We start from the raw sequence: 17,846 nt of genomic DNA on the forward strand, positions 1-17,846 counted from the left end.
CTCGAATAAAAAAGAGATTGCTTCGCTACCCGTTCGCAATGACTGATAGAATTGAAGTCAAATGTATTAATTATCAAAATTAACTGAAATTCGCTTCTGATGTGCGAAATTATTAACAGGAAGTGCTACTTTTTGAACATTACTAAAGCCACAAGCCCCATCAGTACGAATATGGCAATGTTCGCCATACTGCGCAACCGATCCTGAGCGTCTAGTGCCATGAGCTTGTTGCTCTGAATGTCCATAGCATCATAAAACGAACCCATGTCATTAGATAGAATATACTCGTTCTTTTTGCTCTCTCCGGTTACACTCAAAATCAGATCGGACCGAAGTGTATCATAGCTATCAGTTTTCACATTGAAGTAGATAAATTGAAGGTAATCACCCAATGTATATTCGCCTGGTTCATTAGGTATACCATAATAACTGAATGACTTGGTGCCTCTCACTTTTCCATGACCACGGCTGATCTCCTGACGGATATTAGGGGAATAAATATCAAAGTTTTCATCTTCATTTAATCTTGGTTCACCAATAGCAGAAATGTTGCCTTCACCTGTGATATTAAAGGAATAGTTGAAACTTTCTCCAGTTCTTAAAGATTGACTAGAAATTTTTTCTTTGAGTCTGTAGTTACCTACAGTCACGCTTTCCTTCAATGGATGAGGGGGCAATTCCTTGATAGTGACCTTTTTTGCTTTAGTATAAAATTTCACTATTTCTTCTTGCTTGTTGCGACCAAAGAAAGTTGGATTCTTAGCCACTTTATATTTGATTAACTCCAACCCTACTTTTGGGAATTCAATTGTCTCATCGTTCAATGGGTAATATGCGGCTTGATAAATTTTGAACTGCGTGTAACTCTCTCCATTTATTTCTACAGGCTCACCCGTAATGTTGTCAATATTGAAATTCTCTTCCCAGCAGTTGGCTGGCTTGATCTTTTTCATAATTTCGGGAATCTGCTTACTCAGTTCATAAAACCTCATGTCTGCACGGTTGTTGCTAGCTACATAGAAGGCTAAAGTCAGCGTAAATCCCTCGCCTGGATAAACGGAAGATTTATCCGTGGTTAATGCCAAAAAAGCATCGGCTTTCACATCCACAAATTCTTGTGGAGCCTCTTGTCGGCCAAAAAAATCTTGAAATGGATCGCTGCCAAAAGGGTCGTTGCGTTGACGGCGTTGGGCGGGCGGGCCCACTTTTATTTTTTTCCCTTTTACTCGATAGGTCTGTTCATTGACTTTCATTACAAACGAATTGAGCGTGAATTCACCTTCTGCTGTGGCCACATAATTTTGAATGACACTTTGAGAAGAACTTCTTCTTCCGTTGATGAAGTTGGTAGAAGAAGAAGATGAAGTGCCCCGCTTTACAAATCCTGGAATTTCGGGAAACGAGGAATAATTCTCTAATCGTTCGTTGTGAATAGTAAGCGTAATGGTAAAGGCCTGATTGCTTGCAATCTCGTCTGGCCCTAAGTCAATACTCACTTGCTGCCCGTATGATTTAACACCGGTTAACAATAAAATTATTATGAATAAAAACCCTACTTTCCGCATGACCGTTTAGAAGAATAAAATTGCTAATCTAAATGATATTTCTTATTTTCAGGTGCAATTTGATGGGTGGCAAACGTGTCACCAGGTTTATTTAATAAATTTTAACAAACCACTTAATCCATGCTGGAATATTCTAAAACAATTCTGTCAAAAGTCAGTTTTGATAAAAATTTGTTTGACAAAGAACTAGCAAAAGCAATCAGGCTAGTTGGAAGGGAGCTAGAAGCTCTAAAAAAATGGTGTTACGATAAATTCGGCCATTTGTACCTCAGTATTCTAAATAAACATTTTAAATTGAATTAATATTTAGCTCCGAAATTCGGAGCTTTTCTTTTTTAGACGATTAGCCTTTTTCATTCTTTCTTCAGATGCTTTCAACGAAATATTTCCAGATCGTTCTTGTGATGATCCTAATTAGCAATGCCCCATTACTCCATGCTCAAACCAACGCCAGTCTAAAAAGGATTCCATACAAAAGTGAAGTGGATAAATCCGACAGGGAGTACCTTTTGTATTTGCCGAAAGGCTATGGTGATGACCCCAACAAAAAATGGCCGGTCATGATGTTTTTGCACGGCAATGGAGAAAGAGGAGATGGAACGTCTGAATTGGACTTCGTATTGGTACATGGTCCGCTATACGAAGCCTGGATCCAAAAGCGCGATTTGCCATTTATTATCATCGCGCCTCAGCTTCACATGTTTGGCATGGATGAGAAAAAGAAATATATAGCTGACCGAACCTTAGATCAATTGCCCAAAAGGCTTGAAAACGGGACACCTCCTCGTGAACCCAAGTGGAAAATTGATACGCTCATGCAGGGCAGCTTATCTGATGCTAATTATCCATATAAAAACTATGGTCCTCCCATGGGCTGGGAGCAAGTAGAAGAAGACTTACTCAACATGCTTGACCATGTCTCTTCCAACTATCAAACCGATCAAGCAAGGGTTTACTTAACTGGGCTAAGTTATGGCGGATTTGGCACCTGGTATATGGGAAGCAAGCACCCCGAACTTTTTGCTGCCATCAGTCCTGTCGTTGGCTGGGGGCATAAAGACTTGATGAAATCATTGGCAGATCATAAGATGCCCATCTGGTGCTTTGCTGGTGGCAGAGATTTGGTCATTAAGGAGCAATACTTTTATCCCGGCCTCAATGAACTAGAAAAACTGGGTCATGAGGGGAGGTTTACGATAGAATCGGACATGGGACACGATACGTGGAAGCGTGTATATGCAGGCGAAGATCTCTACACTTGGTTTTTGACTCAACGGAAATAACTTTGTCTTCCAAATAAGTTTGTTATGAGAAATATTTTCATCTGTCTTTTCATCGTATGTTGTCAGTCATTATTGGCCAATCCCAATGATACAATCACCAGTAGACTTGAAACACCCTATCTAGCACTTAATACTTTCGTAACCAACGTTGCGCCAGAAACTAAAAACCTGAAGGCTGCATCCATTTTGTTCAACAGTCCAAAGATGAGTGTTGAGGAAAAAGTAAAATATGTGAAGAAACTAGAGCAGGTCTTAGATGGTGCCGGCATTTTTATTTTCTTTGACAAAGTACCCACCTATCCGGACTATTTTGATTCTTTGCACAATGAGCATGTCTATGTGATCAATAGCAGGTACCCGGAAATCTACCTACAAAAAAAACGAGGACGTTGGCAATTTCAATCTGAGGTTATGAAATCCATCGATCAAATTCATGAAGAACTATTCAAATTCGATCCGAAAAATTTGATGGGGTTGGAAATGGAAAAGACAAGCCTAAGTACTTATTTCCTTGGCTTGAAAATATGGCAGTGGATAGGTATTGCCCTTCTATTTGCATTATGCTTTCTTGTACGATACATCTTCTCCATCATCTTCGAGCGGATTTTTATTCGGTTGCTGGATAGGATTGGTCAAAGGCATATTGGGAGTAGGTATATACTGCCCGTCGCAAGACCTGCCGGTATGCTGATGGTTTTCTTTTTTATTGGAGCCCTATACCCAAGCCTTGAATTGCCTCGATTAGTGGGTTACTATGTTGTACTTGCATTGAAAGGTTTGATTCCGCTATACGGCATGATTGCGCTTTATCAATTAACCAACGTGATTGACGTCTACTTGACTCGTTTGGTCAATAGTACTGAAAGCACATTAGATGATCAGCTTATTCCAATTATCAGAAAAGTGCTAAGGATTGGTGTGGTTGTAATCGGCGGTTTGGTCATACTAGATAGTCTGGATGTGCCCATTCTACCACTGCTGACCGGTCTATCTATAGGTGGCTTGGCCTTTGCCTTAGCTGCTCAGGATACCATCAAGAATTTTTTTGGTTCGTTCATGATATTTGTAGACAAGCCCTTTCAAATTGGAGACTGGATTGTTTCAGGAGATATAGATGGTATGGTAGAAGAAGTGGGGTTTCGATCTACACGGATACGTACTTTCAGAAACTCGGTAGTCTCCGTCCCCAATGGACAATTGGCTGATCGAACGATAGATAACAATGGCTTGAGGCGAATGAGAAGGTTTAAAACCACCATTCAAATCAAATATGACACTCCACCTAGTCTCATAGAAACATTTGTCAAAGGACTAAATAGAATCGTCAAAGAGCATCCTCAAACCAATGATGAAAAGTACGAGATTCACTTTAATGACCTTGGTGCCCACTCTTTGGATATCTTGTTTTACATATTTTTTGAGGCTGCTTCATGGACAGAAGAGTTGAAATTCAGACAGGAAGTATTGTTGGATGTACTGAAATTGGCCGAACATCTGGGTGTCGAATTTGCTTATCCTACTCAGACCTTGCATGTCGAAAACATGCCAGGTCATGAATTCTTCGATCCTAAATACATTAAAGATCAAAAAATGCTTGACAGCAAATTGGATGAGTATTTCAAGTCTTAGGTTTTAGAATATAAAATAATCCAAATATTCCGGCTATACTGAGTACAACAAATAGCCCAAGGTAATCATTGGTTTGAACTGCTTCTATGAGAATTGGAGCTTGTGCCCCTAACCAAATAAAGAAAAGCGTACGAGGTAACATTCCTATGAGACCTCCTAAAAAGAAAGGCCCAAATCTGACTCCCGAAACCGCAAGAACTACATTCATCAATCCAAAGGGTAGTGCAGGTGAGATTCGTGCTAAAAACGTAGTCATCCATTGCCTTCTCTCAACATTGGAAAATATAGGAGCCGACTTTGGGAATTTTTGCTCTACCCAGACCAGCGTATGATTATCCATTTTTTGTGCTAAGCCATACCCAACCAATGAAGCCAACTGATAACTCAAGATTACTGGAACAATTGCATAATAGCTTAAAAAATAACCGCACACTAAAGAAATAAAAGTGGTAGGTGTAATGGCCAGTCCCATGCTCATCACACTCATGCTAAAGAAACACATCCACTGAAGAGAAGTAAAAGATCTAATCAATTCTTCGTATTGAAGTGCTAAAAAAGAGAGCGTTAAGGTAGAAAACCATGGCATCAGAGTCATCCAAGCCATCAGCAAAAATATGCCAGTTCTATTATTGAAAAATGAAGAATTTCTATGGTTATTCAAGTATGAAAATAGTCTAATCAAAAAAACATGGCGAATATGTGATATTGATTACATTTGTCGCTCAAAATCACAAGAGAATTACTTAAATTAAAGTGGAGCAAAGCGAAGTTACTTGCTTTCCTAACAAAGCATCACTGCATTAAAATAAGAAATTATGAAATTTGGTACCAAGGCCATTCATGCCGGAGTAGAGCCGGATCCAAGTACAGGAGCCATTATGACTCCGATCTATCAAACTTCTACCTATGTGCAACCGTCACCTGGTCAGCACAAAGGTTATGAATACTCAAGAACCCAAAACCCAACAAGAGACGCCCTTCAGAATAATCTGGCAGCACTAGAAAATGCACAACATGGACTTTGTTTTGCGTCTGGCTTGGCTGCAACTGATGCTATTTTGAAATTATTGAAGCCAGGAGATGAAGTTTTGGCTTCTAATGATCTGTACGGTGGGACCTATAGGATTTTTACTAAGATCTATCAGGATTTTGGAATCAAGTTCAAGTTCATCGATATGAGAGATCTGAATAGAATTTCAGAACACTTCTCAAATAAAATCAAAATGGTCTGGGCTGAAACTCCATCGAACCCAATGATGAACATTATCGATATCAAAGGGCTTTCTGGTGTATGTAAAAAATTTGGAGCCATGTTTTGTGTTGACAATACATTTGCCACTCCATATTTACAAAACCCATTGGATCTGGGTGCTGATGTAGTTTTGCATTCTGTAACCAAATATTTGGCCGGTCACTCAGACGTAGTAATGGGTTGTTTGATGACTAATCATGATGTGCTCAAAGAAAAATTAGCTTTCATTCAAAACTCAAGTGGAGCGGTTACCGGCCCACAAGATTGTTTCTTAGCTTTACGAGGAATAAAAACTTTGCATATCAGAATGCAACGTCACTGCGAAAATGGAAGACGCGTAGCTCACTTTCTCAAATCGCATCCAAAAGTAGGTGAGGTTTATTGGCCTGGATTTGAGGAGCACAAGAATCACGACATTGCTAAAAAACAAATGCGAGATTTTGGGGGCATGATTTCTTTCGTCTTAAAAAATGATAAAATCGATGATGCCATTAAAGTGATGGAAAAACTTAAACTTTTTGCTTTAGCCGAATCTCTAGGAGGAGTAGAATCACTTTGTGGTCACCCTGCAAGTATGACACATGCTGCTATTCCAAGGGAAGAGCGAATCAAAGCTGGGCTTAAAGATTCACTAATCAGACTTAGTGTTGGGATCGAAGATGTAGAAGATTTGATTGCTGACTTAGAAAAAGCACTTGTTTAAAAGCAATTTTTAAAAGAATCTAAGCCTGATAACATATCGTTTTCAGGCTTTTTTTTATTTCTGATCCTCAAATTTGCGAGACAAGTATTGATATTTCATCGCTATTGCACTTTCGGGAATGGATTTTTCATATGCCAGATTATAAAATTTAGCAGCTAGCTCCTTTTGATCGAGATATTCATAAACCTCTCCCAAAGATCCATGCAGATCTGCTGAACCAGGATGTATGGTAAGCCCATACTTCAGAAGCTTTATTGCTTCTTCTGGTTTGCTTGGAAATAAAATGCCAGCCGATTCTCCAATCGCTCCAACTGGAATTTTCACCTGAAAATCATAGGCATTGTCTAAGGAAGCGTAATAACCTTTGATGTCTTCGACACCTTTCAACACAACAGAATCAGGGATATAAAAATCATTGAACACAAATTTTAACCCCCGATATATTCCCTCACCAAGTACATCCACATGAGAGGAGAAAGGCATCAATTCAAATTTCCATTTCAAACTTTTGGGACTTAGGCTATCCACAAGATGCTCATATTTTTTAAGACCTACCCCTCTAGGCCCTGAGCCTTCCGTTCCAGCATAGAGGTAGCGGTTTTTATAATTGTGCTTGCCCAATTCTCTGGATAAAAATGCTGCTGTTTTTGAACCGACACCCGTTCCTGACTGGATGTGCGCATCGAAAAGATCCGGTTTATTTGCCAAAAATTGAAAATTAATATTGGATGCCGAAGACCAGCCATATAAGAGATCAAATCCATTGGTTCTATAAACAGAATCAATGAAGGGTTTCAATTCTGATTCAATAAACCCTAAAAAATTCTGATAGCTACCTTTTCCATCTCGAGTAATGTGCATGTCTCGTAGTCTATCGATATTTGGTATGCCTACAACAATAAGTGGAGGTATATATCCAAAAGCATTAGATAAAAAACTCACAGCTCCTACTGCGTAATCATAAGCATACTCCCCGTCTAACACATAAAGCACCCCATAGCTATCTGAAGTTTCACTATACCCCTTCGGAAGCTGAATATTGATCTGTCTATCCTCAGCCAATGCCTTGGACTGGATCAAATGTGTGGTTTGCCCCAAACCAGCTAGGGAACAACAGGAAAAAGTGATTAATGAAAATAGCAGCTTCATAATATGGGTGATTAATTATGAGAACTAATCTAATTAGTCAAAATTGTTCCAACAACCACTTACTGATAGATAGACAACTGCTCAGACCAAAACACTTAATTTTAGTATTTGCCACCGCGGTCAGAAAGCACCTCATTCATATCGATGATTACTTCATCAATCTCTCTGGCTGACTGTCGTATGAATTCTGCTATTTCTTCTCGTTCAGATGGAATTTCAGTATTTAGTATATCCACTAAACCTAGCAATCTGGCTACTGGGGCTCGGGTTCGATGTGAGTTGTGATAAGCTGCTGCTTTTATTTTTTCACTTTGCTCGACTACCTTTTTGGTCCTTCTTTCGATCTCACTTTCCAGACTGTGATTCATTTGCTCCAATTTGTCTCTGAACTTCTTTTGGGTACGATGGAGTCGATAAAAATTGAATGCGAGTAAGCCAATACTTAAAAGCAACAATCCAAGTAGCCAATTGATAATGATGTTTTGACGGTTTTTGGAGTCCAACAGTTGAATTCGTTCTTCTGCCTGTGACAAATCATTTTCTGCTTTAGACAAATCAAAATTGATCTGTGCAATAGACTTATGAATTTCATTAATGGCCTCATACTGCTCATTTAATGATTCGAATGCAGCCTCTAAATTTCCAGTAGACGCATAATATCTCTGCGCCACATCAATGAAAATTTGGTGGATGTACTTGTTCTTTAAATATTTCGAATAATGTTCCGCTTTTTTGATATGATAGGATGCACTGTCCTTCATGCCTAACTGTAAATAGGAGTCCGCCAATACAGTATGCAATCCTCCTACACTCTCGACACTATTTTTTTCGATCGAATAGGATAAGTCCTCCAACGCGAGAGGAATCATCTTTTGATATTCTTGGTTGAGATAATACAGATAGGAAAGATTTCCTGTGGTATTGTAGTAGGCATGTTCATCTCTTTTTTCTTTAGCTAGGTTTATGACGTGCTGCAAAACTTTCAGGGCGGAAGCTATGCTATCTCGATGCAAATTTGAAATAGTAGTCCACAGTGTAGCCTTATGATTCCAAAGTGTCATTTCAAACTTTTCGAATTGATGTTTCTCTTTAAAGACATTAGGATTTATAGCGCTAAACAAGTATTCCATTTCATCAAACCCCTTTTCATATTGACCCCATGATATATAATTTCGAACCTTGTACATTCTAGAGATCAATGCCATAGCATCATTTTGATTTTCTTCAAATTTTTCGATGGATTGATGAGTCAATAAATCAGCCTTGCCATTTTTACCCAAATATTGATAAAGGTTGGCTTCAGCGAGTTCCAAATAGTGCTTGTATTTCTTCAGACTTTCTTCTTTTGAAAACCAAGTCTTAGCGCCTATCAGTTCTTGAGTTGCTGTCGGAATGTCACTGATCGAAAGCCGAAGGGATTTAGCCAAATGACTAAAAAATATATCTTGAGGTTTTTTATTAACACTTAGAATAGAATCGTAATAGGCTACCGAATACTTGTTGTTTGAATCCTCTGCCGTATTTAGGAAGATGTTTATGATTGCTTCATCCTCTATTGTAAGACGCTCACCAAAGCCCTCATGAAAGGTTAGGAAAACAATAAATACGATTAGGCAAAAGATTTTCATAAATAATTACTCGTCTCTAAAAATAGTAAAATATGATCAATTAATTTGATAGGCTTTCTGTATTACCCGTGGTGCGTCTTCTGGATTAAGAAAGTGCACCAGCTGCCACTTCTGACTTGTAGTGGCTTGCTTGCTGATTGGCTGATCCCAAGGGGGATAAACACGAAAACCTCTTTTGCCTTCTTTCTTGTCAGAAGTTATAATTCCCTTCTCAATTAGCACTGATTTCGGAAAGATGAATTGCCCTAGTTGATCGTCATGTTTAACATTAATAATCAACAGATCGAAGTCATCAAAAGCTTCGAAGGGTATTGTAATCCCTTCGGCTGATCTCTTCCAAACCGTTACAAATTGCCCTATCTTTTTTGGGGTGACCTTGGCGTTTCGACTGATAACTTTTTTACCATTAATTTCAAACCGACAGGCACCATACTCCTGGCTTTCAGCCTCCTGAATAAAGGAAGAAATTTTTAGTTCAAAAGCGTCGAACCAATTTGTTCTGAGTAGGGAAAGTAAATGGCTCATTCGTCAGTCGAAGCTATTAATAATAGGCACAAAATGAGCAAGACGCTGTACTCTGCTCCACCAGAACTATAACCGACAACAAACCAGCCATTATTGATATGAACAAGAAGAATACCAGCAATAAGAATTGCTATAAACCCAATGCAAATCACTCTATGAAAGTAACCAAGTGCTAATAAGGCTCCTCCTAATAGTTCAAATACTGTTATACTCCATGCTATGGCGGTACCTAGGAAAAATCCTTTTGCATTCAAAAACTCTCCAAACCCTCCAACTGTTCCAGCATAAAGCCGGATGCCACCATGTGCCATGAGCATCAGGCTGACGGCAATACGAATTACATTTAAATATTGTGATGTAATTAGGAAGGGAAATGATTTCATGTTCGTAATCTATAGGGTGAAAGATAACAAAACAAGCGAATCACATCATTACACTACTATAGACAAAAAAACCCCAATACCTAAACCACTGGCACTGGGGTTGAAGGTCATATTCGCTCCTAAGTCATTTCTACTATTACAAGCGTTTCAATCATTTATACCCACAGAAACTAAATTTTGAGACACCGCTGCTAAAAAGGCTCTATACATCGTTTCATCACAATCTTCTTCCGTAAGCCTGCAATCTAAGTCTACTCCCAAATAAACTAGATTATTATCAAGGGACAAGAAACCTACAATGTTTTGGTTTGGAGCATAAAAACTTTTTAATTGTGCACCCGAATTATCATGAAAGTAAATATCTGTTGAACTAAGTAGAACAAATCCTCCAGGAACCTCAATGAAATTACTCCAGGAAGTATCAGCAATTTCAGTAAATGACTTTCCCGAGCCATCAATTATACCCCCAACATTTCTCGCGTTCAGCATAAAAGCTCCATTGTCCAGTGGGCGAATTTTATAACGGGTAGGCAGCGCATACTGAGACCACTGAGAACTTACTTCCTCAACATTTTCAAGAAGGTCTTCTTTTAATTTAATATCGAGGTCATCATCTAATTGAAGAAACACTGGAACAAGCGTGATGTCATTGCTTTCCTCAATTTGCTTCATTCCGATTGAATAAATCTTATTGTTTGATTCAATCATTGACCCAAATATACCATCTGGGAAAATTTCGTATTCCTTTTCTTCCAGAACCACATCATTTAAAGATCTTATCTGAATTGTCGGAACAAAAACGCCTTCCTTTCTTATAGCCCCATAAAACAAGTTGTTACCGTTATAACTCAATTTGCCCAACCATACTCCTGCTCTCTCAGAATCTTCAAGGAGTTTAAGCTCCGAATCAAGGAGATATTCGATTGTATTGTTCGACCTAGTATTTACTGCATAGACTTTGTAGTTTCCATTTTCAAGTCTACTCATGTAGGTAACATTAGTATGGTTATCTACTGGGAGTATGGTTTTTTGGTCATTTTCAAATTTTGAATTAAGAGAGTTTATTTCTAAAAAGAGACTGCCAGTAGAATATTGAAGGGTGTAAAAATATTTTCCATCTATTTTTTCAAAATTTAAGGCTTCTGTCCCGAACCAACTCCTATCTAAAATTTTATACTTTGGGTCTTCGACAATAATTTTCTGGACATCTGTTGCCCCAGCCCCATTTTCTGATGTGACTGTGAGTGTAACAGTATATTCACCTCCAGAACGGAAGGAGCACTTAGGGTTTTCTTCAGTGCTAGTGCTAGGGGAACCGTTTGCAAAATTATATTGGTAGTTATCCGCTCCTACTGAGCAATTTGTAAACTGAATCTCTTCTCCTACTTTAGCCGAGCTTGTGTTTGTTGTAAAGCAGGCTGTAAGGTTTTCACCGTCATCCTCTTGACAAGCAAGGAGAACAAGAACAAGGGCGAATTGAGTTAATATTCGGGTGACAAAATTGAAGGTTAAGGCTTTGTTAAACATATTATATTTTAAGTTATTATTGATATGATTTTCAAAAATATACTATTAATTAAAATATATTGTGACATAGTGATTTTTTTGTTTGTTCTGGTCCGCTCATTGATTTAAACAAAAAAACCCCGATACCCAAACCACTGGTACCGAGGTTTTATCCAACAAATGACTTCCGACTAGGTTGAAGCCCTTACCAACTTCTATATGAGAAAACTACTTAGCATACTCTTTAGATTTACCATTTTATTTGGTTAAGAACTTGTTGACTGAATACGCTGCCTTACGACCTTCACTGATGGCCCAAACCACAAGGGACTGACCTCTGCGACAATCGCCGGCTGCAAAAACATTTTCTTTATTTGTGCGATACATTTCGTCTTGAATGTTGCCTCGCTCATTAGTTTCGATGCCTAGCTCTTCTAGCAATCCTTCTTTTTGTGGATGCATAAATCCGATGGCCAAATAAGCACGCTCACATGGCAATACTCTTTCCGACCCTTCCACTTCTTCGAATTTGAAGGCAGCTTTGTCCGTCCATTCTACGTCTACTACTCGCAGACCTGTCACTTGTCCTTTATCGTCTCCAATAAACTCTTTGGTCAACACAGACCAATTTCTTTCACAACCTTCTTTTTGAGAAGTAGAAGTCCTCAAAATCATTGGCCATTCAGGCCAAGGGTTAGACTCTGCTCGGCCTTCAGAAGGTTTGTCCAGCAGTTCGATCTGAGTTACACTTTCAGCCCCTTGACGGATAGAAGTACCCACGCAGTCGGATCCAGTATCCCCTCCTCCGATCACAATGACATTCTTGCCTTTGGCGTTCATTTCAGCTACAATTTCTACATCTTCACCAGAAACCACCTTATTTGAGTTCTTCAAGAATTTCATCGCTAGGTGAATTCCATTCAACTCTCGACCTGATATAGGCAAGTCTCTCGCTACTGTACTACCTGTACAAATGGCAATAGCGTCGAATTTAGTTTCGATTTCTTTGGCAGTGATGTCTTTGCCAATTTCTACTCCACATTCAAACTTTACTCCTGATTCCTTCATCAAATTCACTCGCCTTTCGACGACAGTCTTTTCCAATTTGAAATCAGGAATTCCGAATCTCAACAATCCGCCTGGTTGCGTGTCTCTTTCGAATACGGTTACGTCATGTCCTTGCTTGCATAGCTGATCAGCGGCAGCCAATCCAGCTGGTCCAGAACCAATCACAGCTACAGACTTACCAGATTTAATGGCCACATTGTGCGAGGTCTCCCACCCCTGAGCAAATGCTTCTTCAGCAATTGTCTTTTCGATATGCTCAATGCTCACCGGGTCGTTGTTGAGACCCAATACACAAGAGCCTTCGCAAGGTGCCGGACAAATTCTTCCGGTGAATTCAGGGAAGTTGTTGGTGCTTTTGAGAATACCCCAAGCTTCTTTGAACTCATTTCTATAGACCGCATCATTGAAATCTGGAATCTTATTACCCAGTGGACAACCACTGTGGCAAAACGGAATCCCGCAATCCATACATCGAGCAGCTTGCTCATTGGTCTCTTCTGCTGAAACAGGCTTTACAAATTCTTTGTAATGCTTCGTTCTTTTTTCCACTTCCTCATATTGGAGGCTGTGTCTTTTATAAGTCAAAAATCCATCTACCTGTCCCATATTATGCGATCTTTTCTTGTTCTAACTTTTTCTTTTCCAATATCTGCTTGTACTCGGTTGGTATCACCTTCACAAACTTGTTTTTAGCAGTCTCCCACTGATCCAGGATATTGAATGCTTTATTACTCTTCGTATATCTCGAATGTTTGTTGATCTGATTTTGGATATACTCAAAATCTTCGGCACTTGGAGATTCCAGTTCTACCAGCTCCATGTTGCATTTCGAAGCAAAATCGAAGTCTTCCACGTAGATGTAAGCAATACCTCCACTCATACCTGCAGCGAAGTTTTTTCCTGTTTCTCCAAGTACAATCACTCGTCCACCAGTCATATATTCACAACCGTGATCACCAAGTCCTTCCGTGACCGCTTGAGCCCCCGAGTTTCTTACTGCGAACCTTTCTCCTGCCTTTCCATTTACATAAAGTTCACCAGATGTGGCTCCATACAGACAAACATTACCTACCAGGATATTGTCCTCTGGTACGATGTCAGATTTAGTATGTGGATAACAAACTACTTTTCCGCCAGACAGGCCTTTGCCTACATAGTCATTGGCTTCTCCTTCGAGATTAAAAGTGATTCCTTTGGCCAAGAATGCTGCAAAACTCTGTCCTGCTGACCCAGTGAATTTCACTTTGATGGTGTTTCTATCCAATCCTACTGGTCCATGAGCTTGTGCCAATTCTCCAGAAAGCATAGCACCCACAGTTCTGTTTTGGCTATTGATTGGAACGTCTATTCTTACTTTTTCCTTCTTGCCTAATGCTGGCTGTGCTTCTTCAATCAAGGTTCTGTCCAAGACTTGCGTCAATTCGTGATCTTGATTTTCAAGCTTGCATGACAAGTGATCTTTTGGTTTGAATGGATTTTGAAGCAAAGCTTCTAAATCGATGTTTCCAGCGTGATTCTTAGCTTTCTTTCTATCGAAAGTCAAAAGGTCAGTTCTGCCTACAAGCTCTGCTACGGTTTTCACACCTAGCTCAGCCATGATTTCTCTAAGCTCTTCAGCCAGAAAGTTGAAGAAGTTGACAATATGCTCGACTTTGCCAGAGAATAGTTTTCTCAATTCAGGATTCTGAGTAGCTACACCTACCGGACAAGTATTGAGGTGACATTTTCTCATCATGATACAGCCTTCTACTACCAGCACTGCCGTAGATACGCCCCATTCTTCGGCACCTAAAATTGCCGCTATGGCCAAATCTCTACCCGTACGCATCTGACCGTCTGCCTGAAGTTTCACCTTCTTTCTTAGGTCGTTTTTTTCAAGCGTTTGGTGCGTTTCTGCCAGGCCTATTTCCCAGGGGATACCCGCATGATGCACAGAGCTAATTGGCGATGCCCCTGTACCTCCATCATGACCAGCAATCAGGATATTGTCAGCCTTGGCCTTGGCTACACCGGCTGCAATCGTACCCACACCAGCCTCGGCTACCAATTTTACATTGATATCCGCTTTCTCGTTGGTGTTTTTCAAGTCATAAATCAATTGCGCCAAATCCTCAATCGAATAAATATCATGGTGAGGAGGAGGAGAGATCAGTGACACACCTGGTGTGGAGTGTCTGATTCGACCAATGGTTTCATCAACCTTTTTCCCGGGTAACTGACCGCCTTCTCCTGGCTTTGCTCCTTGCGCTATTTTTATTTGAATTTCGTCTGCGTTCACTAAGTAGTGTGCTGTTACGCCAAACCTACCTGATGCTACCTGCTTGATCGCTGATCTCGACAAAGTACCATCTGGGTTCGGCGAGTACCTGATAGCATCTTCGCCGCCCTCACCACTGTTGGATTTACCTCCTATCAAGTTCATCGCTTTCGCAATAGTAGTATGCGCCTCCTCAGAAATAGATCCAAAAGACATCGCACCTGTGGCGAATCTTTTCATGATCTCAGAAGCAGGCTCTACCTCATCCAATGGAATAGACTTTTTACCATTGAATTCGAACATACTACGAAGTGTAATGTTCTTTTCTGCCTGATCGTTGATGGCTTGACTGTAAGTTTTGAACAACTCATAGTTGCCACTTCTGGTAGACTTTTGCAGTGAGTGAATCACCTCTGGAGTAAACAAATGGCGCACACCATCTCTTTTCCATTGGTATAATCCACCAGTTTCTAAATCAGCTTTTTCATTGGCAGGAATGAATGCTGCCTTGTGATTCTCTAAAATCTCTTTTTCGATTTGCTCGAATCCTTTGCCAGATATTCTAGAAGGTGTTCCTCGGAAACATAGATCAGTTACCTCAAGGTCCAAACCGATGATCTCAAAAATCTGAGCCGATTCGTAAGACTGAATGGTTGAGATTCCCATTTTAGAAAGAATCTTTCTCAATCCGTAGCCTATTGATTTTCTGTATTGCTCGAATAGCTCATTGCCTGATTGGCTCAATGAAGCGCCTTGGTGAAGAATTGTCTCCACAGTCAGGTATGGGTATACTGCCGTAGCTCCAAAACCGACAAGCGTAGCAATGTGGTGTGTCTCTACCACATCTCCGCCTTCTATGACTAAGCTAGTCTTCGCTCTTAGTTTTTTCTTTAGTAAATACTGGTGAACAGCTCCCGTAGCCAATAAACTTGGAATTCGAACGCGATCAACAGATACTTCTTTGTTGGAAAGGATAAGAATGTTGGCGCCACCTTCCACTGCTTTTGCGGCTTTTTTGGCCAACTCTTTTAAAGCTGCTTGTAGATCATTGTCTTTTGGATCGTAGGTAGCATCTACCACCTCTGATGCAAATCCGCTAAACTTTACATTTCTGATGAACTCAAATTCATGAGCAGATAGCAATGGATTTTCTATTCTAATCTTTTGCGCATGCTCTGCTTTGTGTTCTAAAACATTTTCACTGTTGCCCAGATAGTTAATCAATGACATCACAGAACGCTCTCTGATTGGGTCAATCGGTGGGTTACTTACCTGCGCAAATATTTGCTTTACATATTGTGCAAGGTGCGTAGGGTTTTCTCTAAACACAGCCAATGCCGTATCGTTACCCATAGAACCCAATGGCTCTGTACCATTCTTCATCATAGGCTCCAAGATGAACTTGATATCCTCTTGTGTGAAACCGTTGGCAATTTGCTTTTGCAGCAAGTCGTCTGCCTGAATTGATTGATCTAACGGCTTGTCTTTGATGAAATCAGATAAGTGAATGAGGTTCTCTTCAACCCACTTTTGATAGGGCTGGTCATTGGCTAGCTTGCTCTTAATCTCTTTATTGAATGAAATGGTGGAAGTTGTAAGATCCACCATGATCATTTGACCTGGCCCGAGTCTTTCGTTTTTCTTGATGAGTTCTGGAGCTATTTCTACTGCCCCTACTTCTGAACTCAAGATTAGACGATCATCTTTAGTAGCAATAATACGCGAAGGTCTCAACCCATTTCTATCCAAACTAGCCCCAATCGTGTATCCATCTGTATAAACCAAAGAAGCTGGTCCATCCCAGGGCTCGAATATAGTAGAGTGGAATTCATAGAAAGCTCTTTTTTCTGGGCTAATGTCCGTTTCTTCCTGCCACGCTTCTGGCACTAACATAGCCATGGTATGTTGCAGGCTTCTTCCTCCCATAATCAACAATTCTAAGATTCCATCCAAGTTGGCTGAATCAGAGAACTGCATGTTACAGATTGGAGTTAATACGGCTATTTCTTCTTCGGTAAAATCTGTTGAAGCTAATAATGCTTCTCTGGACACCATTTTGTTGATATTACCTTTAATGGTATTGATCTCTCCATTGTGAGCGAGGAATCGGAATGGCTGCGCCAATCTCCACTCTGGGAAGGTGTTTGTGGAGAATCTTGAGTGAACCATCGCTGTAGCCGAGGTGTATCTCTCATCATTCAAATCCAGGTAGTACTGGTTCACTTGCCAGGTTCTCAACTCGCCTTTGTAAGTGATGGTAGAACATGAAAAAGAGGCAATATAAAAGTCAGACACTGGATAGACCTCTCTTACTTTGTGTTCGATGTACTTTCTTAGTACATACAATTTTCTGTTCAGCTCTTTGCCTTCATACTCACCTTTCTTTACAAATAGGTGGTAAATAGATGGCTCTGATTGCTTGGCAATTCTTCCAATCTTTTTAGAATCAACTGGCACTCTTCTGAGCCAGATTTTATCAAAACTCAAGGCTTCAATTGATTCCTCAACGATTTCTAAGATTCCTTTCTTGTCATGGCCTTTAGGAACAAACAAAGTTCCTACACCATATTTACCTTTAGCAGGTAAGTTAATTTTATTTTCTTTGGCTACTTCATTGAAGAAGTCGTAAGGAAGTTGGGTCAACACGCCCGCTCCATCTCCAGTTTCTCCATCTGCTGCTACGCCACCTCGATGCTCCATTTTTTCGAGCATGGTCAATCCGTCCTGCACAATTTGGTGAGAAGGCTGGTTTTTTATCTGAGCGATAAATCCAATCCCACAAGAGTCGCGCTCAAAGTCCGGAGAGTATAATCCCGTTGTTTTCTGGTAATTTTCCATATAGATCAAATGCTTACTAGGAGAACCTCTTTCATTTTGGGGAAATTGTTGCTTGGGTTG

Annotated in this window: 12 protein-coding genes; 3 read left to right on the forward strand and 9 right to left on the reverse strand. The window is 40.1% G+C overall.

The window, feature by feature from the left end; translation table 11 throughout:
• Window positions 1–125: 125 nt before the first annotated feature.
• Window positions 126–1,496: a BatD family protein gene (locus ACOQO5_RS02840; protein WP_420580164.1), complete on the reverse strand. Its 1,371-nt coding sequence runs from the start codon at window positions 1,494–1,496 to the stop codon at window positions 126–128.
• 473 nt (window positions 1,497–1,969) lie between these two features.
• Between ACOQO5_RS02840 and ACOQO5_RS02845 the strand changes: the two genes are divergently transcribed.
• Together ACOQO5_RS02845 and ACOQO5_RS02850 are read left to right on the forward strand one after the other, a co-directional pair.
• Window positions 1,970–2,848, forward strand: a complete 879-nt coding sequence (locus tag ACOQO5_RS02845) for an alpha/beta hydrolase-fold protein (protein WP_420580165.1) — start codon at window positions 1,970–1,972, stop codon at window positions 2,846–2,848.
• A gap of 24 nt (window positions 2,849–2,872) precedes the next feature.
• Window positions 2,873–4,477 carry a mechanosensitive ion channel family protein gene (locus ACOQO5_RS02850; protein ID WP_420580166.1) on the forward strand — a complete coding sequence of 535 codons (1,605 nt, stop codon included), beginning with the start codon at window positions 2,873–2,875 and terminating at the stop codon, window positions 4,475–4,477.
• Here the strand turns inward: ACOQO5_RS02850 and ACOQO5_RS02855 are convergent.
• A complete protein-coding gene (locus ACOQO5_RS02855; RefSeq protein ID WP_420580167.1) occupies window positions 4,467–5,138 on the reverse strand; it encodes a TVP38/TMEM64 family protein in 672 nt (223 codons plus the stop codon). The genes ACOQO5_RS02850 and ACOQO5_RS02855 overlap by 11 nt on opposite strands.
• A 154-nt stretch (window positions 5,139–5,292) precedes the next feature.
• On the opposite strand from ACOQO5_RS02855, the gene ACOQO5_RS02860 reads away from it, so the two are divergent.
• A complete protein-coding gene (locus ACOQO5_RS02860; protein WP_420580168.1) occupies window positions 5,293–6,432 on the forward strand; it encodes a trans-sulfuration enzyme family protein in 1,140 nt (379 codons plus the stop codon).
• 54 nt (window positions 6,433–6,486) lie between these two features.
• Here ACOQO5_RS02860 and ACOQO5_RS02865 read toward each other — a convergent pair whose 3' ends face one another.
• The 7 genes from ACOQO5_RS02865 to gltB all read right to left on the reverse strand — a co-directional run bounded on the left by ACOQO5_RS02865 (window position 6,487) and on the right by gltB (window position 17,786).
• The gene (locus ACOQO5_RS02865) at window positions 6,487–7,581 is read right to left on the reverse strand and encodes an alpha/beta hydrolase-fold protein (protein ID WP_420580169.1); all 1,095 of its coding nucleotides are present in this window, start codon (window positions 7,579–7,581) and stop codon (window positions 6,487–6,489) included.
• A 101-nt stretch (window positions 7,582–7,682) separates the two neighbouring features.
• Window positions 7,683–9,209 carry a hypothetical protein gene (locus tag ACOQO5_RS02870; protein ID WP_420580170.1) on the reverse strand — a complete coding sequence of 509 codons (1,527 nt, stop codon included), beginning with the start codon at window positions 9,207–9,209 and terminating at the stop codon, window positions 7,683–7,685.
• A gap of 36 nt (window positions 9,210–9,245) precedes the next feature.
• Window positions 9,246–9,734 carry a MepB family protein gene (locus ACOQO5_RS02875; protein WP_420580171.1) on the reverse strand — a complete coding sequence of 163 codons (489 nt, stop codon included), beginning with the start codon at window positions 9,732–9,734 and terminating at the stop codon, window positions 9,246–9,248.
• Window positions 9,731–10,117 carry a DoxX family membrane protein gene (locus tag ACOQO5_RS02880; RefSeq protein ID WP_420580172.1) on the reverse strand — a complete coding sequence of 129 codons (387 nt, stop codon included), beginning with the start codon at window positions 10,115–10,117 and terminating at the stop codon, window positions 9,731–9,733. The genes ACOQO5_RS02875 and ACOQO5_RS02880 overlap by 4 nt, the downstream gene beginning before the upstream one ends.
• Window positions 10,118–10,264: 147 nt before the next feature.
• Window positions 10,265–11,644 carry a PKD domain-containing protein gene (locus tag ACOQO5_RS02885; protein WP_420580173.1) on the reverse strand — a complete coding sequence of 460 codons (1,380 nt, stop codon included), beginning with the start codon at window positions 11,642–11,644 and terminating at the stop codon, window positions 10,265–10,267.
• Between the two features lie 237 nt (window positions 11,645–11,881).
• The gene (locus ACOQO5_RS02890) at window positions 11,882–13,297 is read right to left on the reverse strand and encodes a glutamate synthase subunit beta (RefSeq protein WP_420580174.1); all 1,416 of its coding nucleotides are present in this window, start codon (window positions 13,295–13,297) and stop codon (window positions 11,882–11,884) included.
• Between the two features lies 1 nt (window position 13,298).
• Window positions 13,299–17,786: a glutamate synthase large subunit gene (gltB, locus tag ACOQO5_RS02895; protein WP_420580175.1), complete on the reverse strand. Its 4,488-nt coding sequence runs from the start codon at window positions 17,784–17,786 to the stop codon at window positions 13,299–13,301.
• Window positions 17,787–17,846: the final 60 nt, after the last annotated feature.

The organism is Reichenbachiella sp., assembly GCF_965223055.1.
GTDB lineage: Bacteria > Bacteroidota > Bacteroidia > Cytophagales > Cyclobacteriaceae > Reichenbachiella.